At 41.2% G+C, this 20918-nt stretch carries 17 protein-coding genes; 10 read left to right on the plus strand and 7 right to left on the minus strand.

All coding sequences use genetic code 11. The features are described 5' to 3' along the window. The first annotated feature begins 20 nt into the window (after positions 1-20). Positions 21-608 carry a YqaA family protein gene (locus tag C727_RS0107925; RefSeq protein ID WP_017445090.1) on the plus strand — a complete coding sequence of 196 codons (588 nt, stop codon included), beginning with the start codon at positions 21-23 and terminating at the stop codon, positions 606-608. Here C727_RS0107925 and C727_RS0107930 read toward each other — a convergent pair. Beyond that, positions 600-2132, minus strand: a complete 1533-nt coding sequence (locus C727_RS0107930; RefSeq protein WP_017445091.1) for a tetratricopeptide repeat protein — start codon at positions 2130-2132, stop codon at positions 600-602. The two genes, C727_RS0107925 and C727_RS0107930, sit on opposite strands and share 9 nt — an antisense overlap. A 152-nt stretch (positions 2133-2284) precedes the next feature. Between C727_RS0107930 and C727_RS18210 the strand changes: the two genes are divergently transcribed. Next, entirely contained in the window at positions 2285-3604 is a 1320-nt protein-coding gene (locus tag C727_RS18210; protein WP_017445092.1) for a DUF2254 domain-containing protein, read from the plus strand. Between the two features lie 46 nt (positions 3605-3650). On the opposite strand, the gene C727_RS0107940 is transcribed toward C727_RS18210, so the two are convergent. After that, positions 3651-5726, minus strand: coding sequence for a TonB-dependent receptor (locus tag C727_RS0107940; RefSeq protein WP_017445093.1), 2076 nt, complete (start codon positions 5724-5726; stop codon positions 3651-3653). Between the two features lie 191 nt (positions 5727-5917). On the opposite strand from C727_RS0107940, the gene C727_RS0107945 reads away from it, so the two are divergent. Together C727_RS0107945 and C727_RS0107950 are read left to right on the plus strand one after the other, a co-directional pair. Beyond that, positions 5918-6991 carry a PepSY-associated TM helix domain-containing protein gene (locus C727_RS0107945; RefSeq protein WP_017445094.1) on the plus strand — a complete coding sequence of 358 codons (1074 nt, stop codon included), beginning with the start codon at positions 5918-5920 and terminating at the stop codon, positions 6989-6991. Positions 6992-7060: 69 nt separating this feature from the next. Continuing rightward, positions 7061-9199 carry a TonB-dependent receptor gene (locus C727_RS0107950; protein ID WP_420196318.1) on the plus strand — a complete coding sequence of 713 codons (2139 nt, stop codon included), beginning with the start codon at positions 7061-7063 and terminating at the stop codon, positions 9197-9199. Here C727_RS0107950 and C727_RS0107955 read toward each other — a convergent pair. From C727_RS0107955 to C727_RS0107970, 4 genes are read right to left on the minus strand one after another with little or no spacing between them, the layout of a single operon-like run. Beyond that, positions 9196-10080: a carbon-nitrogen hydrolase gene (locus C727_RS0107955; protein ID WP_017445096.1), complete on the minus strand. Its 885-nt coding sequence runs from the start codon at positions 10078-10080 to the stop codon at positions 9196-9198. The genes C727_RS0107950 and C727_RS0107955 overlap by 4 nt on opposite strands. Position 10081: 1 nt before the next feature. Next, on the minus strand, positions 10082-11125 hold the full coding sequence (locus C727_RS0107960) for an agmatine deiminase family protein (RefSeq protein ID WP_017445097.1): 1044 nt from the start codon (positions 11123-11125) through the stop codon (positions 10082-10084). Beyond that, on the minus strand, positions 11118-11720 hold the full coding sequence (locus C727_RS0107965) for a PilZ domain-containing protein (protein ID WP_017445098.1): 603 nt from the start codon (positions 11718-11720) through the stop codon (positions 11118-11120). The genes C727_RS0107960 and C727_RS0107965 overlap by 8 nt, the downstream gene beginning before the upstream one ends. An 11-nt stretch (positions 11721-11731) precedes the next feature. Next, entirely contained in the window at positions 11732-12676 is a 945-nt protein-coding gene (locus C727_RS0107970) for a tetratricopeptide repeat protein (protein ID WP_017445099.1), read from the minus strand. 96 nt (positions 12677-12772) lie between these two features. Here C727_RS0107970 and C727_RS0107975 point away from each other — a divergent pair, with 96 nt between their 5' ends. Then, complete coding sequence (locus tag C727_RS0107975; RefSeq protein ID WP_017445100.1) at positions 12773-13096, plus strand: metalloregulator ArsR/SmtB family transcription factor; 324 nt, start codon at positions 12773-12775, stop codon at positions 13094-13096. A gap of 51 nt (positions 13097-13147) precedes the next feature. Here C727_RS0107975 and C727_RS0107980 read toward each other — a convergent pair whose 3' ends face one another. Further along, complete coding sequence (locus C727_RS0107980) at positions 13148-13894, minus strand: AraC family transcriptional regulator (RefSeq protein WP_017445101.1); 747 nt, start codon at positions 13892-13894, stop codon at positions 13148-13150. 128 nt (positions 13895-14022) lie between these two features. On the opposite strand from C727_RS0107980, the gene C727_RS0107985 reads away from it, so the two are divergent. The 5 genes from C727_RS0107985 to C727_RS0108005 all read left to right on the plus strand — a co-directional run bounded on the left by C727_RS0107985 (position 14023) and on the right by C727_RS0108005 (position 20858). After that, the gene (locus tag C727_RS0107985; protein ID WP_017445102.1) at positions 14023-15177 is read left to right on the plus strand and encodes a Gfo/Idh/MocA family protein; all 1155 of its coding nucleotides are present in this window, start codon (positions 14023-14025) and stop codon (positions 15175-15177) included. Between the two features lie 31 nt (positions 15178-15208). Further along, positions 15209-16273, plus strand: a complete 1065-nt coding sequence (locus tag C727_RS0107990; protein WP_017445103.1) for a sugar phosphate isomerase/epimerase family protein — start codon at positions 15209-15211, stop codon at positions 16271-16273. Next, positions 16270-17493: an MFS transporter gene (locus tag C727_RS0107995; protein WP_017445104.1), complete on the plus strand. Its 1224-nt coding sequence runs from the start codon at positions 16270-16272 to the stop codon at positions 17491-17493. The genes C727_RS0107990 and C727_RS0107995 overlap by 4 nt, the downstream gene beginning before the upstream one ends. A gap of 141 nt (positions 17494-17634) precedes the next feature. Beyond that, a complete protein-coding gene (locus C727_RS0108000) occupies positions 17635-18477 on the plus strand; it encodes an MlaA family lipoprotein (RefSeq protein WP_017445105.1) in 843 nt (280 codons plus the stop codon). 2 nt (positions 18478-18479) lie between these two features. Then, positions 18480-20858 carry an efflux RND transporter permease subunit gene (locus C727_RS0108005; protein ID WP_017445106.1) on the plus strand — a complete coding sequence of 793 codons (2379 nt, stop codon included), beginning with the start codon at positions 18480-18482 and terminating at the stop codon, positions 20856-20858. The last annotated feature ends 60 nt before the right edge of the window (positions 20859-20918 follow it).

Here is a 20918-nt window from a genome sequence, read left to right on the forward strand (position 1 = left end):
ACTTGTTATTGGATAGCCAAATGGAACTGACTAAAACGCTTAAACATAAAACGCGTCAATTTATTGAATCTAAACATATGTACCAAGCTTTGACGCTCTCATCTTTTTTAGAATCTCTTATTGTTCCTATCCCACTTGAAGCCATTTTAGTGCCGCTTATGCAGGCAAAACGAGATAAATTGTGGTTGCTCGCCTTGTTAGCGACCCTAGGATGTATTCTTGGTGCTCTGACCGGATATTTCGCCGGATATTTTCTATTTGATAGTTTTGGTGAGCAATTAATTAGTTTGTTTAGCGATCAACAAACATTTGAAACTATTAAACAAAAAATGCAAAACCAAGGGTTTTGGTTTGTACTTATGGTGGGTATTATTCCTATCCCTTTCCAAATTGCTATGTTGGCTGCTGGTGCGACTCAGTATTCGCTGGCAATGTTTATTTTGGCGACTTTAATCGCAAGGTCGTTAAGATATTTTGGATTAGCTTTAGTGGTTTATTTAGCAGGCAATCAGGCTGAACGCCTGATTGCAAAATACCGCTGGAAAGCTGTGTTTGGATTAGCGGCTGCGATTTTGCTGCTGTGGTGGCTTAGTCAGCAGTTAAGATGACTCTTGGCTGATAGTGACGCGGCCTGTTGTCCAACTGTCTAACTGTTTTTCCCAAGCTGAGACATCCCAGTTTAAATCTTCGCCTAAATCAATTGCACGGCGCATATGTTGAACGACTTCTCTAAAGTTCCGATACTCACCTTTAATGCGCGAGACAGCATAAAGATAGTGATAGCTTGGATTATAGTTTTGATCGTTTGCAACGGCGGCTAATAGATCAATGGCGCCTTTTTGGTCGTGCAGCGATGGGTCATTGGCAAGTAGTTTAAGTTCAGCGGATTTTAACATAGCTGGCTGATGATTTTTTTCAGCCGCCAATTGATACCAAAAAAGCGCCTTTTTTTCATCATTCACAACATACGGGCTGGTATGTAAAATATGTCCTAAACGGTATTCTGCGGTATCGAGGCCATATTTTGCCGCGGAGGATATCCAATGAATACCTTTTGCTACATTGTTTTGTTCACGATACAAGGTCAAGCCATATTCGTATTGAGCACGCGGGTGTTCAAGGTTAGCCGCTTGTTCTAGTTTTTTCATTGCTTCGCCTTCTTCTTGGCGGATCCAAGGAAAAAGCTTTAACACCATAGCATATTTATAAATATCTTCAGCTTTGTCACTGTTTTTAGTTTTGCGCGCAATGCGCCGCATACGGTCGTAAAATGCGGGCATCTCATCAGCCATTTGAAACTTATCATAATTGGCAAAACCCATGCCTGTGCGATTAACAAAGTTTACAAACTGGCCGTTAAAGTTCGGTTTAGGGAGTGTCAACGTTTGTAATTCTTCTTCAGCTCGCCGCGTAAATCCAATGCTTTGCACTGGCACTATATTACGTACTGAGCCATCGGGGGCAACATCATAGTCTGCAATGAGTAAATAAGGTCGATTAAATAAATTATCTAGGGGATCTGGGCTATTGGTATCTCCTGTATCACTAAAGCCGTCGTTAAAGTCTGCTTCGCCAAAACCGCTAGAACCGCCAAAATCAAAACTGTCCGTCTCAATCTCAATATCAGTTTGCATGGCAAAGATTTCATTTAAGGTTTCGTATTGAGTGGCTAGCTCTCCTTGGCCACCAAAAGTAATTTTAGACGCTAAATTTGCAGTGATTAATTCAGGGTAATATTTGGATTGAATAACTTGTTTGCCGAAGCGCTTTTGAAAGGCTGCGACCAGTTGCTCAACATAAAGCCTTTGTTCTTCTGGTAGCGCTGCTAACATTTGGCTGAGTGCAGATTCTGAATCGTTAAACTGGTATTCGGCCGCCAATGAAAACCAAATAAGGGCATTAATATTATTTTTTTTAACACCTTGTCCTTTATAATACATGGTGCCAAGCTGATAGTACGCAGGCGGGCTGCCGATTTCTGCCGATTTTTTATACTCTTCTAATGCCATCGGATAATTTTTTTCAGCATAAAACTTATCCCCTTTAAAAATATTGGCGTGTAGCATATTAATCCCTGAGATACACAAGGAAAAACTAACGATTTGGCTCAGACGTTTCATTTTATTGGTCATTTTAATTATCCTGAAGATAAATTATTTATAAACTATTATCGAATGGAATTTGCTTTTTTACACTTTTGTTTACACTTGTTTTACATTCGGTTCGTATAAAGTTGTGTTTCGGGCAATTATCTGACACTAAAAAAGATTAAAAAGGATTCATTATGTCTATTCGCTTATTAAACCTTTGGTATGCGTTAAAAAGCAGCTTTTGGTTTTTACCTAGCTTGTTGGTTTTAGCGGCTTTATTAACGGCTATCTTTTTACCTGTGGCGGAAAGAAATAATGCTTTTTTTCAATCGATAAACCATGGTTTACCAGCGTTGTTAAGTTATGGTGTTGATGGGGCCAGAAGTGTTTTATCCACCATCGCTGGTGCTATGATCACGGTCACTGGGATAGCTTTTTCTATCACTATCGTTTCGCTGACGTTAGCGTCGTCACAATTTGGCCCAAGGTTACTTCGAAACTTTATGCAGGATAGAGGAAACCAGTTAGTCCTAGGATGTTTTCTGTCCACTTACGTTTATTGCTTGTTAGTGTTAAGCCGGATCTATGAATCGGCCGACTATGCCTTTGTGCCGAATCTGTCGGTTACATTAGCGATTATTTTTGCGCTATTTAATGTTGGGGTACTTGTCTATTTTATTCATCATATTGCTACTAATATTCAGGCCGACCGGGTAATAGAATCAGTTCATCATGAGTTAAATAAAAACATTCACCAGTTTTTTCCGGAAAAAGGAGAAAAGGCGGAAACTGTCTTTTATCGACCCTGCCAAGCTATGTATGCCATTGATCAGCCTAAGTCAGGTTATGTCCAGGCGATAGATTACCAAGCATTAATCAAGTTGGCGTTGGATACGGGGACCATCATAGAGGTGGTGCCTAAACCGGGTGATTTTGTTTCGCAAGGGCAAGATATTTTTTATTTCGGCTGCGGCAAGCCGTTAGAACACTTGCCTAAACGAGTTATAAAACAAGCGCAAAAAGCCATTATTACCGGTGGTCAAAGGACATCTGAGCAAGACGGCGAGTTTGCGGTCAGACAACTGGTTGAGATAGCCTTAAGAGCTTTATCCCCAGGCATTAACGACCCATACACGGCGATGACTTGTTTAGACAGGCTGACGGCTGCCATGTGTTTGTTAGCGAATAAGCAGCCGATGTCGACTCAATTAACGGCGCAGCAGCCAAAGCGGTTATGTGTAGTGCGACCAGTGCTCAGTTATAGTGATATTTTATTAGCATCATACGAGCAAATCATTCAGGCTGGGGCGAATCATTATGCGGTCAGTTTGCATATATTAACGTGCATCCAACAACTGGCTGTTAAAGTTGAACAAAGTGATGCGCAACGCACCTTGGAGCAATTAATAGACTTAGTTTTATCTCTCACAAGTAAAGCTGACTTCAGTGAAGGGCAAAAACAACAGCTGAAACAGCTCTACTATCAGAGTAAACATCAATTAATGTTTCGATAGGCAATCATCAGCTGGCTGTGGTGCACAACTGATGATGGTGCATTCGTTAAAAATTATGCTGCCAATTAACGTTGATATGGCGGCCGCGGCCCGCAAAGTAGCGCACTGGATTGGCTGTGGTCTGACCATAATAAGAAATATACTGGTTATCTGTTAGGTTATCGATACCAATAGAAAACTGACCGTATTGATTGGTCGCCAAGTTGACCGCTAAATCTAACGTTGTATAGCCATCAAAGTCGGCACTGGCATCAAATTCTGTGTCTAAAAATCTGTTTACCTGCAAACGTGCGTTAATTCGGTCGCTCCACGACTGTTGCCAGTATAGATTGATTCGTTCGGGTGCTATATTGCTGCCCGATAAGTCACTATCAACTTTTTCATCGCCATCACTATCGTAGCGGCCTTTAGGATTAGAATAAGCTGCACCTAAGGTTGTTTCATTGTTTAAATACCATTGTAGATCAGCTTCGAAACCGGAAATTTCGGTTTTTTCACGTCTAACTAGGTAGATACCATCTTGGTTCAGTGATAAACGAGACCCTAGATCGGAATCAGACTCAAAGTAACTGGCACGAACTTGCCACTGAGCTGCACTGTATTCAATTCCGATTTCGGTATTGTCTGAAATAACAGGTTGCAAGTCTAAAAAGTCTTCGACCGCTAAGCCAGACTCATCAATTCCCCGTAACACACGCCCAACATCAGGCATACTAAAACCCTCGCTATAACTGCTATACAAACGCAGCGCTTTATTGGCTTGCCAAACAACACCCAAGTTATGTAACAGCTCGTTAAAGCTAGGTTCACCGCCTTGAACAAAGGCGCTGTTGTAACGATACAAGGTGGTAAAGTCGTCAACATTGAGTTTGCCGTACTCATACCGTGCACCATAACTGAAAGTGAAGTCTTGTAAGCCTTGGTATCTTAGTTGAGCAAAAGGCGCAATATTGTCAAAACGGGTTTTTGGCACCCACATGCGGTCTGTTATAGCAAGTTCTTGATAGGTTTCATCCGACATCGCATCGATCCCGGTAATCAAATCTAATTGGCTGTTATTTATGTTAGATTTGAACCAAGTGATACGGCTACCTAATTTGGTTGAGCGGTTTTGTGATTGATCAAAAATAGTCTCATCACCAAATTGAGGGTCTTGGAAAGTGGTTGAATCAGTTGCCCCATATAAGGCTGCGAAGTTTTGGTAAAATAACTGCCAGCTTAATTGACCGCCAAAAAATTCTGCGTCTTGATAATCGGCTGAGGCTGTGGTCACTTTGTTGCGCGGCGAATCGCCTGGCCAGTCGCCTTTTTGGCTGGTTGCTGGTATATTTTTTTCTACATCACCATTAATCATGGTGTAATTGCCATTACCTTGGATATTATAATGGTTAACCATAAGCTTGAGTGTTTTATCGGCATCAAGTTTTAATGCATATTTAAAAAACAAATCAATGGACTGAGCGTCCATTGTATCACCTTGCGTGGTATCAACACCGACAAGATCACCGTTGCCATCGCGGTAAACCCCATTATCCTGATAGCTGATCCCAGCTACCAAACCAGCATCTTGCTCGCCTTGTCGATAAAGATAACTTGCTCTATAGCTGCTGGTATCACTGCCCATGCCGGTACTAAAACCGGCAGAAACACTGTGAGTCTGTTCACCGGCAGATTTGGTAATAATATTAATGATCCCGCCACTGGCACCCATGCCTTGAATAGCATTAGAGCCATGAATGACTTCAATTCTTTCAATCATCGCTGGATCAATAGTGCGACCAGCGCGCAGTCCATTTCGCAGTGGGTTCGATTGGGGCACACCATCAATCATATATAAGGGATCGCGACCCCGTAGTTTTTCGCCAGCATTGGACATTTTTTCTCGGCTAGGCGAGAACGCCGGTATTAGATTACCGATAATTTTAGAGATATCTTGGGTGAATGAAAGTTGCGATTTTATTTGTTCAGCAGAAATGACAGAAACGGTTGCAGGGACACTAGAAACAGGGACTTCAGCTCGGGTTGCGGTAACGGCTATGCGTTCTATTTCGGTGTCAGTTTGCTCGGCCTGCAGCAAAAAAGGGACGCTTGCTAAGCAAGGTAAAATGAGAGAGGGTTTCATGCATAACTCCAATTGTTTAAATAATAATTATTTTTATTATCATATATTGATATTACGCTAGGTTCAATAAACTCAGGTTATATTATGGAAACATGGCATAGTTATTTCCCGGTTAAGGTTTTTTTTATTTAAGTTAGCTGAGATAATAGGAATTAGTTTCATTTGTATTTATTAATTTACGAGTTTTTCCTGTGTTTAAACATTTCTGGCGACGTTTTCATTTAACACTGGCTTGTATCGCAGCCATTTTTTTATTAATCACTAGTTTGTCTGGCGCACTATTAATATACGCACAAGATATTCAGCGTTTAATTTGGCCTGAACATTGGCTGCTTGAATCCAGTCAAGGCACTGTCGATATGAATCGGTTAGTGAGCCATGTAGAGCACACGACTCAAGACAAGCTTGCTTTTATCACCGTTGAGAAAACGCCAGATCATGCTTGGGCGGCAAGACTGACCAGCGGTCGCTATGTGAATGTAAATCCTTATACTGGAGAGGTGTTATACGAATACGATTATTATCAAACTCTATATGGTTTTAGCATGGCATTGCACCGCTGGTTATGGTGGATGGATGAAGAGGGCAATACGCCACTGCGAAACTGGGTATCTGTTATTTCACTATTTTTGATCATTGAGGTTTTATTGGGTTTTTATTTGTGGGTAAAACCTAAAAATCGGTTAAAACGATTAAAAATAAAACCCTCAGCGCAAAGAAGAATGTTTTATTATCAGTTGCATCAAACGTTTGGTGTTTTTTTAGCACTACCGCTCGTATTAATCGCATTTTCTGGCATCGCATTTAATTGGTCCACGCCGACCAGCTGGTTAGTCAATGTGCTGAGTCCAGGCCAAATTGAATCGCGCTTAACAACCCCTAAACTCGAACCTCAATCTTTGCCAATTGATCAGCAAAAAGTCTATAAAAAGGCGCTGGCTGCATTGCCAGAAGCTGAATTAAGACGGATTTATTTTTCAACTGATGACAATGCTGTGGTTCGTTATCGAATTAGAATGCCCGGAGAAACTTACGCTTATAGTTATGTGTGGTTAAATCCTTATTCGGCCGAAGTATTGCAGTTGCAGGATATGAGTCAGGCCTCTTTTGCGACGCAAGTTTGGAACTTTAGGTATAAATTTCATATTGGTGGTTTTGCGGGACCCTTATTAGAGGTTGTATGGTTGATGATTGCCCTAAGCCCAATTTTGTTTATTTATACGGGCTGTTATTTTTGGCTCAAAAGACACAAATTGTGTAAATAAACTTAATAATCATTTTCATTTGATTTAATTGTTGGCTCTCATTAGGATAGCGGCGATTTTAGGAGAAAGATAATGAAAAATATGCATTCGTTTATTTATACCGCGATTTCTGCGAGTCTTTTCAGCGCATTTAGCGCATCTACCATGGCCAATGAAGCGCCGATGGAAAATATTGTAGTTTCTGGCAGTCGTGTGATTGAAAGTATTGATGAAGTCCCTGCGTCTATTACTGTGATTGGTCCAGAGCAGGTTGCAGAATATCTTAAGGTAACGCCCGAATTACAAAGCATGTTGTCAATGTTTGTGCCTGGTATGGCGCCAGATACAGGCAGCTCTAGTAACACAGGGCAAACGTTACGGGGTCGTAGTCCGTTAGTGATGATAGACGGTGTGCCTCAATCCACGCCATTACGCAACGGCTCGCTAGGGGTTAAAACGTTAGACCCAAGTGTGATAGAAAGAATTGAAATCATCAAAGGGGCCACTTCAATTTATGGTAATGGCGCGGCCGGTGGTATTATCAACTATATAACCAAACGTGCTGCGCGATCAGGGGTAGAAGGCGAGGTCAGTTTGTCGAGTCGATTTAGCGCGGTCAAGGTGGCTGAGTCTGCTGGTGTTCGCACCGAAGCTATGCTAAACGGCCGAGAGGGTAAGTTCAGCTATTTATTCGCGGCCAGTTACGAAGAAAATGGTGTTCAACGTGATGCAGAAGGCGATATTCTGGGTTTGCAATATGGTCTATCTGATACTGTCACACAAAACTACTTCACTAAGCTGGGCTATCAGTTTGATGCTGATAAACAATTGCAGATGAGTTTTAATTATTACAGCTCACAGCAAGAAACAGATTTGGCTGATGTGTTTGGTGATCTAAATACCGGTCAAAAAAGTTACGCGATCCATGCCAGTGAAGACCTTCAAAAGCGTGGTGAGCCGCAGGGTCCTGATGGTAATACCAACTTCACCGTCAAATATACGGATTATGATGTTTTTGCGAATACTCAAATGACGTTAGATTATTATCAGCAAGATATTAATAATGTGTTTTTCTTTTCGCCTGTGTTAGCTAACCCGGATGAGGGTTATAACGGTGGTCAGTCCATTATCAAATCTGAAAAAAAAGGTCTACGAGGCACTTTTAATACAAATATAAGTTTAAACGAGCATTGGCAAGCTCACTTGATTTATGGGGTCGACTTTTTAAATGACGTAACCTCACAACCGCTAGTGGATGGCCGTATATGGGTACCTGAAATGGACATGGAAAATGTTGCTGGTTTTGTGCAAACTAAATGGCTATATGATGACAATATTATTATCAAAGCGGGTGTGAGAAACGAAAATATCGATTTACAAGTAGATGATTATAGCACCCTTAAATTATGTCGTTCGGAAGATCAGTGCTCAGAGGTTTTTTCGGTAAAAGGAGATGAGTTGAACTACCAAGCGACAACTTATAATGCAGCCGTTAAAATAACATACTTGCCATACTTTCAGCCATTTGTCAGTTATTCGCAAGGCGCTGATATCTCTGATATAGGTCGCTTATTAAGAACTGCAACTGTGTTTGATATTGCTGATATACGCACTGAAGCTTCAATTATCGACAATTATGAAATTGGTTTTACGTCGCAAATAAATCAGAACATTCGAGTTGAGACCGCGATATTTAAAAGTACTTCAGAACTTGGAACAACCAATAGTTTTGATGAAACAACAGGGGTTTATATGCCAGTTCGTGCGCCACAGAAAATTTGGGGCTTTGAGGCATTATTTAACTGGCAAATTAACGAACAGCTTAGACTCGTTTCAACTTATAGTATTAGCGAAGGTAAAGATACAGAAAATAACCTGTATCTTGGTGGTAAATATATCTCTCCTGCCAAAACGACGCTTCATTTAAACTGGACCCCGTATCAAGATACGTCAGTTAATATTAACTATGTATATGTTGATAGCCGCAAACGTTTTGCGCCAGATGAGGATGGTAATTATGTCGGCGATCAGGGTCCCGTTAGTGCTTATGACCTGGTAAATGTCAACGCAAAATATCAACTAACAGCTGCTTGGCAAACCTTTGTCGGCATTGAAAATTTATTTAATGCTGATTATTACCCAAGTCGTGCGCAAGCTTATACTTACGGTGGTTATAATGTCAAAGGACTTGGCACGACCGTCAATCTAGGCGTTCAATACCAGTTTTAATCTCGGTATAAACGAGTTAAATCTTGATAACTGTCTATCCGTCGGTCTCGCAGGTAAGGCCAGATCCGGCGGACAGATTCACTGCGTGCCAAATCTATTTCAGCGATTAAGATTTCTTCTTCGCTGTCGCCCGCATGGGCCAGTATCTCACCCTGTGGGCCGGCGACAAAACTATTCCCCCAAAAGCGTATGCCCGCACCTTCTTCATCCGGTGAAGCTTCAAAACCGACTCGGTTACAAGATATAACCGGAATACCGTTTGCGACGGCATGTGCTCTTTGACTGATCACCCAGGCATCTAGTTGTCGTTCTTGTTCGGCGTCATCATCATTAGGATCCCAACCAATTGCCGTTGGATAAATTAACAGCTCGGCACCAGCCATCGCCATTAAACGAGCGGCTTCTGGAAACCATTGATCCCAGCATACAAGTACGCCTAATGTCCCTAAGCTGGTTTTGATTGGGATAAAACCAAGATCGCCTGGCGTAAAATAAAATTTTTCGTAAAACCCAGGATCATCAGGGATATGCATTTTACGATATTTGCCGGCAATACTGCCATCAGTGTCTAGGACCACGGCTGTATTGTGATATAGGCCGGTAGCACGTTTTTCAAAGAGCGAACTAACAATCACAATACCGAGTTCAGCAGCAAGCTGGGATAGTTGCTCAGTTGATGGCCCGGGAATGGGTTCAGCGAGATCAAATTGATTTACATCCTCACTTTGGCAAAAATAGAGGGATTTATGCAATTCTTGTAAAACAATCAACTGACAGCCCTTTTCGGCCGCGGTGCGTATTCCAGCAAGTGTTTTATTGAAGTTATGCTCACAATCTACGGTGTTTGCATGTTGTAATAATGCTGTTTTGATAACGCTCATATTAGACCTCTGAAGATAAAAATCCTTGTGGCAACTGCATTGTCAGACAATGTAAACTGCCAAATTGTTCAATGATTGGGCGACAGTTTATCGCTACAATTTGATGATTAGGCAATGCGTTTTGCATCACCTCAATGGCCGCCTGATCCTGCTCAACGCCGTATACGGGTAATAAAACTTTTTGATTAATAAACAGAAAGTTAGCGTATGTTGCCGGTAACCTTTGTTGCTCGTTATTATATTGTGCGGATGGCCATGGCAACTCAAATAGCTGGTATGGCTGTTGATGGATATCACGAAAGTCTGTTAATTGATGCGCCATTTTTTGCAACGCAGAATAATGATGGTCGTGAGGATCTTGGCATCCTTGATAGATGATAGTGTGACCGGGTGCAAATCTGGCTAGCGTATCTATGTGGGCATCTGTATCGTCGCCAGCAAGTTCACCATTAGCAAGCCATAAAATCTGCTCAACAGAAAATAAGCTTTTTAATTGTTGTTCGAGCTCATCAGCTGTGATTTCAGGGTTGCGGTTTGGGTTTAACAAGCAGGCTTTAGTGGTTAATAAGGTGCCATCACCGTCTGTTTCTATACTACCACCTTCTAAAACTAGAGGTATGTTGTGATGTTTAGTTTTGAGTTGCAAAAACAAGTTTTGGTTTATTTGATTATCTAACTCAGCATCAAATTTATTGCCCCAGCCGTTAAAAATAAAATTATATGCAATGATGTTTTGCTCGGGGTCTTGCACACAGATAGGGCCGTGATCGCGTGCCCAGGTATCATTGGCAGCCGCTTGCACCCAGATTATTTGTTTGTCTAGTTGGGGAATGGGAGTCAGTTGTTCAATAATGTGATTTTGATGTTTTGCGTCTTGAAAAATAATGACAACTTTTTCCACCTCAGCAATTGTTTTAACTAATTCAAAATAAACTTTTTCTACTGAGGTTAAATTATCGGCCCAATCACTATTTTTGTGTGGCCAAGTGAGCATAATGGCATCTTGTGGATACCATTCAGGTAAAAATTTTTTTTGTTCATTCATGAGTGTTGTTTTTTTCCGCACGCTTTTTGGCGAGTGCTCTTAATTGTTTGCTTTGTTCATGCAGTGCCGCCCGCACGAGAACCTCGCGGTCGGCCTCTAAAATCTGGCTATAAACCAGTTTGTAAATAAACCCGGATGCTGCGCTTTGTTTATCAACAATACGTGCGTAACAGTATACTGCACTGGCTTCTTCAGGGATGAATATTTTAAGCTGAAAAATTTGTTCAAGCGACCAATTTTTATCTGTGATTAGGGTTAAACCGCCGGCGCCAAATGTTTCGGTCAGATACCGAGCTTGATTGTTATTTTCTTGCATCAATAAAAACGAGAGCACTAAATCTATTTTTCGGTTTTGCATATTTAGATAGGCAAAAACATCCTCGTTTAAATTCTGGACTTTTTGTTGGCTAGCCGAAAAGCCTTGTTCCATTTGTTTAAATTGACTCGCGAGTTTAAAAGGGTAGGGGATCTCTTCTGATAATGCCTCGACATCGGGTTCTTCTTGATCAGCGGAAAGTGGTTGCAAGTTTATGGTGACCTGCATTGGCAAGGTAAAAAATTCGTCAAACAGGGTTTGTTTTTCTTCCGGAGTCATAATTTAAACCTTTAGTAATAATCGCTTTGTTGAATCTCTATTTGGATTTTAATGATTTCGACTTGCTCTAACGCATCCTGATAAGCTTGTGGATATTTGTTTTGCAATGGCGGGAGTTTCTGCTGCGCGGGTACAAAACCATGTTCGGCCGCAAGCAGTAGCCAAGCTAATCCTTTTTCAATATCTTTGGCAACCCCTTCAGCAATAAAATAGGCGCGCCCTAACGCGCCCATGGCTTGCGTGCAGCCAAGCAGAGCGGCTTGTTCAAAATAATCAGCCGCAGAGATATAATCTTGTTGCTCACGTGATTTTAACGCGTGATTTAACGCCTTTTGAATATCTTGCGCCAGTTGAGTATTGGCTGCTTGAATTTTGGGTTTGTCTGTTTTGTCGGCGGTTGGTACCTGCATGGATTCAATTTTATCTGCAACTGGGGTAATATCCTTACTCGGCAATGGTGCTCTGTGCTGGCTGGCCAGAGCGTGCATCACAGTATCATAGCGCTCATTTAACTGTTTAATGGTTTGTTGCTGCTCACTAAGCTGTTGCTGATAAAATTGAGCGTCTTGTTCGAGCTTTTTAATATGCGACTGTAGATGTTTAAGTTGGGCGTCGTATTGTTGTTTTAATTCGTCAGTATGCGCTTGTTTGAGTGTTTCTACTCTATTAAACATTGCGTTGATACTGGCTTCATAGGTGCGTCTTAATTCATCAAACCATTTAAACAAAGTGGCTGGCACCCGTTCTTTCTCAATAACATTGGCAGAAGCTGGAAATAAATTAATGATTTGGTTTTTATCAACGTATAGATCGCCATCGATATACTGAGTTTTTAATTTGTTCGGATTGTGGCTGTATTTATGGACGGTATCTTGAATAATAGCCAACGAAGCGCCGGTAATACTGGAGGCTTCTTGAATAGTAATCCAATGATATTCGTGCAAGCTTGCTGACATCGAGTTTCTGGGGTAGTTTAATAAAGAATCTGGTTATATTACCCTGAGCCAGCAGTAAATTGATAGAGATAGAGTATTAAAATATGGAGAGGTTAGGTGCTTCCACTGCCGTTATTTAAATGTTTGGCCGATGATACTCGGCTGAAAATTGTTCTTTTGTTATGTCAAACCGACTCCATGTGTGTATGCGATTTAACGCAAGGACTACAGCTAAGCCAACCTAAGGTGTCTCGTCATTTGGCTGAGTTAAGAAAATGTGAGCTGCTGACAGACGAACGTCGCGGTAAATGGGTTTATTATCGGTTAAACCCAAGTTTACCGGCTTGGGTTTATGAAGTGATTAAAACGACAGCGCTCAATAATCAAGAATATTTTTCCGAAAGTATGCAGTTGACTGGCTCTGCCAACTGTTGCGATTGAGCCAATGAGTATGTATTTAAAGACAGCTTAGTCGTTTTAAAACGCTCAGGTTTATGCTTGATAGCTGCGCCTGAATTCAGAGGGTTTAACGCCAAATAAACGTGAAAACTGCCGGGTAAAATAACTCGGATCACTAAAACCGCTTTCATTTGCTACCAGAGCGACGGGCAAAGTGGTTTCAACGAGTAATTTTCTTGCATGCTCCAATCTGATTTCGTTGATGAACTGTTTTGGTGTTTTATGTAAATACTTTTTAAAACGGCGCTCTAGTGCACTGACTGATAAATGGGCTATTGCGGCCAATTCAACCACACAGATATCTTTCATGAAATGACTTCGAATGTATTCAACGGGTGTTTTTAATGCCTGCATGCCAGTAAAAGCCAGCGACGTTTTTTCTAAGTGGCGAGAAGTTCCGTACGAGCCGATAATACCACCCTGGTCGTTATATAAAGGTCTTTTAGAAGTGGTAAACCAGCTCAGTGTCCCCTGACTGGTAATGTTCATTTCTAGTCTATCATCCACATTGTTGCCAGCCATTACTCTTTGGTCATCCTGAACAAATTGCCGAGCTAAATGCGGTGGGGCAAAATCAAAATCTGTTACGCCAATGGCTTGCTCTGGGGTTGAAACGCCGATGTGCTCACAAAATGACTGGTTTGCGTACATAATTTGGCTATGTTGGTTTTTTATCCAGAATAAAATGTCAGGTAAGATATCAAACATATGGATTAATTGTTGGCTGCCACAGACCTTTAAAAACGTCTCTGCTTCGCTGCTGGTGATCTTTTTTTTCATAGGTAAAACGATTTAATTATTCTTACGCGCCGAATTTGTCCTATTAAACACCGATTTTTTTATAACTACAAGTCAACAGTCTAAACTAATATGCTTAACATAAGGTTAACCAACAGAGGCTAGTTTAGATGAAAAAAGTAAAAATGGGCATGGTCGGTGGTGGCCAAGGGGCTTTTATTGGTGTCGTGCACAGGTTAGCAGCTAATTTAGATGGTCAGATCGAATTAGTCTGTGGTGCATTTAGCCGCGATGCAGAACGCAGCAAACGTTCGGGAGAGGCTTTATTTTTAGACCCAGCGCGCTGTTACGATAGTTACGAAAAACTATTTGCCGAAGAAGCTAAATTGCCCAAAGACAAAAGAATGCAATTTGTGGCAATAGTCACGCCGAACCATTTGCACTTTCCGGTCGCTAAAATGGCACTGCAACATGGATTTCATGTGATTTCAGACAAACCTGCTACGTTCACTTATCAGCAAGCCCTAGAATTAAGAGACATAGTAGAATCTAGTGGTTGTTTATATGGACTAACCCACACCTACACGGCTTACCCTATGGTAAAAGAAGCTAAATATCGTGTAGCGACCGGTGAAATAGGTCGAGTTCGCAAAGTGGTTGTGGAATATCCGCAGGGCTGGTTAGCTGAACCACCAGCGGAAGATAACAAACAGGCATTGTGGCGTTTAGATCCTGAACAGGCGGGCATCAGTTGTTGCATGGGTGATATTGGAGTTCATGCTGCCAATTTAGCGGAGTATGTTTGTGGCGATCAGATCAGCCAGATATGTGCAGATTTAAATTCTATCGTTGAAGGCCGTGAGTTAGATGATGATGGGACTGTTTTATTAAGATTTGAAAATGGCGCTCGGGGTGTATTAATGGCTAGCCAAATTTCTGTTGGCGAAGAAAATAACCTACGTATTCGAGTTTATGGTGAAAAAGGTGGGTTAGAGTGGGCGCAGCAAGAACCTAATACGCTGATCCAACGCAGTAATGAGCATGCTGCCCAAATACATCGGGCCGGTTGGGGGCAGTTGGCAGATATAACCTTGGCCAACTTAAGAACGCCTGCTGGTCACCCCGAAGGTTATCTAGAAGCTTTTGCGAATTTGTATCGCAACTTTGTCGGTCAAATACGCGCTCTCGAAGCCGGTACTCAGCCCGATGAAGTGGCAGCGGATATGCCGGGCATTAAAGAAGCTGTCCGAGGGATGGCATTTATCGAGCAGGCCGTTAATAGTAGTCAGTCTGATTTAAAATGGCACGATTTTAAAACCCAATAAGAATTTATAAGCACAACAAAGAGGAATGTCTATGAGTCAAATAAAAGGGCCAGGCATATTTTTAGCTCAATTTGCCGGCGACGAAGCACCATTTAATAGTTTACCGTCAATTTGCAAATGGGCGGCAAATATGGGCTATAAGGCCATTCAAATACCCACTTGGGATGCGCGTTTATTCGACCTTAAACAAGCGGCAGAAAGTAAAAGCTATTGTGAACAAGTGCAGAAAATTGTCGCCGATGCAGGTTTAACCATTAGTGAGCTATCGACTCACTTACAAGGGCAGTTGGTGGCCGTTCACCCTTGTTATGATACCATGTTTGATGGTTTTGCACCGCCAGAATTACACGGCAAACCGGAGCAACGGCAAGCTTGGGCTAAACAACAGCTATTGTATGCGGCCAAAGCAAGTCAAAATTTAGGTTTAACTGCACATGCAACTTTTAGTGGCGCTTTATTGTGGCAAACGGTTTACCCTTGGCCACAACGTCCAGCTGGTTTAGTTGATGAAGGTTTTAAAGCACTGGCTGAGATATGGTTACCCATTTTAGATGCTTTTGATGATGCTGGTGTAGACGTTTGTTATGAATTACACCCTGGCGAAGATTTACATGATGGCATTACATTTGAGCGCTTTTTAGCAGCCACCAACAATCACCCTAGAGCGAATATTTTATACGATCCAAGCCACTTCATTTTACAGCAGCTTGATTATTTAGCCTTTATTGATATTTATCATGAGCGCATTAAAGCTTTTCACGTAAAAGATGCCGAGTTTAACGCGACTGGCCGCGCCGGTGTTTACGGGGGATACGCCGATTGGGTCGATCGTCCGGGGCGATTCCGGTCTTTAGGAGATGGGCAAATTAATTTTAGCGCTATCTTCAGCAAGTTAACTCAATATGGTTTCACCGGTTGGGCGGTGCTTGAGTGGGAGTGTTGTTTAAAACACCCAGAGCAGGGCGCACGTGAAGGGGCACCATTTATTCAAGCTCACCTTATCGAACGAGCAGAAAAAGCCTTTGACGATTTTGCTTCTGTTGCAGCCGATACCGATCTTAACCGCAGCATTTTAGGACTAGGAGCCACAAAATGACACAAACTCAAGGTTCACGTCTATTTACCGCCAGTTGCATTGCGCTGGTAGTGACGGCTATGACCTTTGCTATTCGGGCTGGTGTATTAGGCCAATTAGGGGATAGCTTTGGCTTAACAGATACCGAGCTGGGCTGGATCAATGCGATGGCGTTTTTTGGCTTTCCTGTAGCCACCATGTTTGGCGGTTTATTGTATAACTGGATCGGAGCTAAAAAGCTGCTAATGATTGCATTTGTTGGCCATTTATTAGGGTTAATTTTGACCATTGCAGCTGATGGTTTTTGGTTATTATTAATTTCTAGCTTTTTGGTTGGTTTTGCCAATGGTTCCGTTGAAGCAGGTTGCAACCCACTGATCGCTAACATCTATCATACCAATAAAACGACTATGTTAAACCGTTTTCACGTTTGGTTCCCGGGCGGCATTGTGATTGGTGCACTGGTCTCTCAAGGTATGACAAGTTTTGATATGGGCTGGCAAATGCAAATTGCCGTGATGTTATTACCTACCTTGATTTATGGTTATATGATGTTTACTCAAACCTTTCCACCCTCAGATCATGTAGATAACTCAACTGCTCATAATGTCAAAGCATTAGCCTCACCGTTGTTTATTTTTATGTTAATTTGCATGTCATTAACGGCAACAACTGAACTTGGCACACAACAGTGGATCGAGCGTATTTTAGGTGCCAGCGGTGTTGCGCCTATGGTTATCATGGCAATGATCACAGGTGTTATGGCTGTCGGGCGTTATTTTGCTGGACCCCTGGTACATAGTTTACACCCAGCCGGCATCTTATTAATGTCTGCAATACTGTCAAGCATTGGTATTTATTTAATGAGTATCGCCAGTGGCGGTATGATTTATTTTGCAGCGCTATTGTTTGCAATTGGTGTGACTTATTTTTGGCCCACTATGATAGGTTTTATTGCTGAATATCAACCAAGAACCGGTGCATTAGGGATGTCGCTTATCGGTGGCGTAGGTATGTTTGCAACTGGGTTATGGAATCCGGTTATCGGTAGTTGGATTGATGCTGGTCGTGCGCAAGCGGCGGAGCAAAACTTAACCGGCCCAGCGGCGGATATTTTTGCTGGTCAAATTACATTAGCCAACTTAACGATTTTCCCACTTATTTTAATTATTGCTTTCACAGGTTTGTTTGTATATACCAAAAAACAAAACCGTAAAGCGCAAGAAAAATCAGCCGCTTAAAGCGGCCATAGAAGGGTGACAAAATGTTTTGGTGCCCTTCTATTTTTGCCTTGTTAGTTTGTTAACTGTGTCCGCTTATTTGATTGATCTTAGGCTATATTTAAGACGTAAACAGCAGTCAAATGGATAAGGAAAGCAGTCATGAAACAAATAACAATTATACTCACTTTGTTTGTTGCACTAGCCTCTGGCTGTTCATCTGTGCCCGATGAGCAAACATTATCTAGTCACTCGCAAAATAATTCAGCCTCACAAACACAATCTTCAACAAAGTCACCACAAGAGCAACTCGGGCCTTACGAAAAACCTTTAGACCAGCCAGCCGTCGTCGCTTACGAAGACTATTATGATCCGCTTGAAAGCATTAACCGTCCGATCTTTGTTTTTAATGATTATGTATACCGATATTTTTTAATACCACTTGCGGAAGGTTATACCTATGTGGTGCCTCAAACAATTGATGACAGTGTAGAAAATTTTTTTGATAATTTACGCGAACCCATTTCGTTTTTAAATAATATTGCCCAAGGTAAAATTAAAGACTCTGGTATTAGCTTGGCCCGCTTTGGCATAAATACAACATTGGGGTTATTAGGCTTGTTTGATACTGCTGACAGCTGGTTTGGTCTTGCTCCCAACGAAGTCGATTTAGCCGATACGCTGGCCTTTTATGGCATGGACTATGGTGCTTATATTGTTTTGCCTTTTATCGGTCCCAGTGATGTGCGAGATACACTTGCGTTTGGTTCAGACTTTTTTTTACACCCACTCAATAACACAGATGAAGAAACGGCAGGTCGAATATTACTTATTTGGGAGGGTTTTGATGATAACAAAGAATATCTTAAAAAGTACCCAGATTTAACTGAGCAGAAAAAAGATCCTTATACGTTTGTACGCAACTTTTATTTACAGCAGATCCAGCGAGATCAAGCAGCTAAACGTCGTCAAGAGGCTGAAAAAAATAATCAGCAAGAGGAATAAAAATGCAAATCACTCAGCCAAAAATGGCGTTATTTATCGTATTGGTTTTTTTCTTTGGTAGTGTTTATTTAGGGTACCAAAGCCAAAATTTTGAGATGGATGCATCGGCTGATACTTTATTGGTCAAAGATAATAAACATTATATTCGCACCCAACAAGCAAATCAGAAGTATGCGCCGGAAGAATTTATTTTAGTGGCTTTTAAACCTAAAGCAGAGGATATTTATAGCGCTGAAGTATTAAACCTGTTAGTAGAGATCTCAAATAAATTTAAACAACTGGGGCGGGTGAAGAGTGTCACTAACATTACCAATGTCCCCTTGTTTGCTGCCGGCGATATTAGTTTATCCGATAGCTTTAATGCCGATGATTTGAGCTGGCAAAATGCCAGATACAATGCAAATACCATGCGGTTAACTTTGCAAAAACACCCTTTATACGAAGGTTTATTAGTTAATCCAGCGCATGATGCACTGTCGATGCAAATCGTTTTTAAAAACAATCCAGAAATTAGCAAACTAGACAAAAAAATTGTCTCTATTCAAAAAAAAATGCTAACAGGGGAGCTGTCCGCAGATCAGCAAAACGAACTTGATGAGCTGACTGAGCAGCGAAAGCAGATTAGCCAACAAGTTGATCAAACGCGTAGCGAAGAGATCCGCCAAATTCGTGAAATACTAACCCCATATCAAGACAAAGGTGAGTTTTACCTTGGTGGGGCTAATTTGCTGGGACACCAATTATTAAAAATTATCTCTAGTGATTTGGTGATATTTGGTAGTGCCATTGTCATTGTTGTAACGTTAGTTTTATTAGTTCTGTTTCGCAGTATACGTTTTGCGTTGCTACCTATGCTCTCTTGTGCTGTGGCGGTGATTTGTACCTTAGGTTTATTGGCTATTTTAGGTCTTAAAGTAACGGTTATTTCAGCCAATGTGATTGCCTTGCAAATTATTTTAACATTGGCGGTAATTATTCATATATTGGTTCAATATCAGGAAAACTCTGAACAGGCAAAAGATATTAATCATGCACAATTAATGCAGCAAACTTTGCGAGATAAAGCTAAACCATGTTTTTATGCTGCATTAACCACCATGATAGGGTTTGCTTCTTTAATCTTTAGTGGTATTCAACCTGTGATCAGTTTTGGTTATATGATGGTGATTGCCATGTCTGTATCATTGTTGATTAGTTTAGTTTTTTTTCCGGCAATATGTAGTTTAGTTTTTAATGACAAACAAAAAATCGTTCGACATAGCTTAATTCATGCGTTTTTAACTGGCTTAGCAAACGCCAGTAATCGTTTTAGTAAAAGTTTTATTCTGCTCGGGGTTGGTATATTAGCGGTAAGTATGATCGGCGCGCTTAAATTAACGGCAGAAAACAGTTTTTTAAATTATTTTGACGAATCAACCGAGGTCTATCAGGAACTCACTTATATCGATCAGGAATTTGGTGGTTCTACTCCGTTTGATTTAATTTATGATTTGCCTGAGCAGCAGGCAAAACCCGACTTAATCATTTCAGCTGCAAACGCCCAGCAGGTACAAAAGCTCCATGATATTATGGCATCAGATCCAGCCATAGGTAGCGTTACTTCAATTGCTGATTTTTTACGAATTGCCCAAGTGGTGCGTGGTAAGCCGGCGACCGAATATGAAATTACAGCACTCTACAATACGTTAGATGACGACCTTAAAAACCAGATATTTAATGCCTATTTTTCGATTGATGATCAACAAATACGGATCAGTAGTCGGGTAAAAGATTCAACCGAAGGATTGAATCGCGAGCAGTTGGTTGCCGATATAAAACAAAAGTTGGCTGATGCTGGCATTGCGGCTGAAGATTATCAACTGACTAATTTGTTTATTTTATATCAGGATATTCTTTCTCGTTTAATAGATTCTCAAATCAATACCCTAGGGTTAGTTTACCTTGTTATGCTGGTGGTGTTATACCTTATTTTCCGGTCGTTTCGAATTGCTTTAATTGCGCTGGTGCCAAATTTAATAACCACTGGCGCTATTTTAGGTTTTATGGGGTTCATGGAGATCCCGTTGGATTTAATGACATTAACCATAGGGGCTATTGCAATGGGGATATCGGTAGATGACACCATTCATTATATTCACAGATATCAACATGAAATGAAGCAAGGGAGCAATGATCTCATTAAAAGTACCAACCAGACGGTTGGTTATGCGCTCTTTTACACAACACTTGTTATTGTGCTCGGTTTTTTTTCTTTGTTTTTTTCCGACTTCGTCCCCAGCGTCTTATTTGGCGTACTCACTGGCTTTGCGATGATATTAGCGCTTTTAACAGATATTTGTATATTGCCTGCAATGCTTAAAAAGTTTGTCCGCGCAAAATAAAGGTGTCGCAAAAATTTCGTTCAGATGTCACTTGTTATTCATCATCTCATTGCAGTATCT

It is taken from the genome of Gayadomonas joobiniege G7, assembly GCF_000300815.1.
GTDB classification, from domain to species: Bacteria; Pseudomonadota; Gammaproteobacteria; order Enterobacterales; family Alteromonadaceae; genus Catenovulum; species Catenovulum joobiniege.

What these genes read in the sequence shown, in the direction of transcription:
- C727_RS0107955 (WP_017445096.1), bottom strand. Translation starts at nt 10,080, where the DNA reads ATGAGCGTTATCAAAACAGCATTATTACAACATGCAAACACCGTAGAT.
- C727_RS0107990 (WP_017445103.1), top strand. Translation starts at nt 15,209, where the DNA reads ATGAGTCAAATAAAAGGGCCAGGCATATTTTTAGCTCAATTTGCCGGC.
- C727_RS0107970 (WP_017445099.1), bottom strand. Translation starts at nt 12,676, where the DNA reads ATGTCAGCAAGCTTGCACGAATATCATTGGATTACTATTCAAGAAGCC.
- C727_RS0107930 (WP_017445091.1), bottom strand. Translation starts at nt 2,132, where the DNA reads ATGACCAATAAAATGAAACGTCTGAGCCAAATCGTTAGTTTTTCCTTG.
- C727_RS0107960 (WP_017445097.1), bottom strand. Translation starts at nt 11,125, where the DNA reads ATGAATGAACAAAAAAAATTTTTACCTGAATGGTATCCACAAGATGCC.
- C727_RS0107995 (WP_017445104.1), top strand. Translation starts at nt 16,270, where the DNA reads ATGACACAAACTCAAGGTTCACGTCTATTTACCGCCAGTTGCATTGCG.
- C727_RS0107980 (WP_017445101.1), bottom strand. Translation starts at nt 13,894, where the DNA reads ATGAAAAAAAAGATCACCAGCAGCGAAGCAGAGACGTTTTTAAAGGTC.
- C727_RS0107985 (WP_017445102.1), top strand. Translation starts at nt 14,023, where the DNA reads ATGAAAAAAGTAAAAATGGGCATGGTCGGTGGTGGCCAAGGGGCTTTT.
- C727_RS0107940 (WP_017445093.1), bottom strand. Translation starts at nt 5,726, where the DNA reads ATGAAACCCTCTCTCATTTTACCTTGCTTAGCAAGCGTCCCTTTTTTG.
- C727_RS0108000 (WP_017445105.1), top strand. Translation starts at nt 17,635, where the DNA reads ATGAAACAAATAACAATTATACTCACTTTGTTTGTTGCACTAGCCTCT.
- C727_RS18210 (WP_017445092.1), top strand. Translation starts at nt 2,285, where the DNA reads ATGTCTATTCGCTTATTAAACCTTTGGTATGCGTTAAAAAGCAGCTTT.
- C727_RS0107965 (WP_017445098.1), bottom strand. Translation starts at nt 11,720, where the DNA reads ATGACTCCGGAAGAAAAACAAACCCTGTTTGACGAATTTTTTACCTTG.
- C727_RS0107925 (WP_017445090.1), top strand. Translation starts at nt 21, where the DNA reads ATGGAACTGACTAAAACGCTTAAACATAAAACGCGTCAATTTATTGAA.
- C727_RS0108005 (WP_017445106.1), top strand. Translation starts at nt 18,480, where the DNA reads ATGCAAATCACTCAGCCAAAAATGGCGTTATTTATCGTATTGGTTTTT.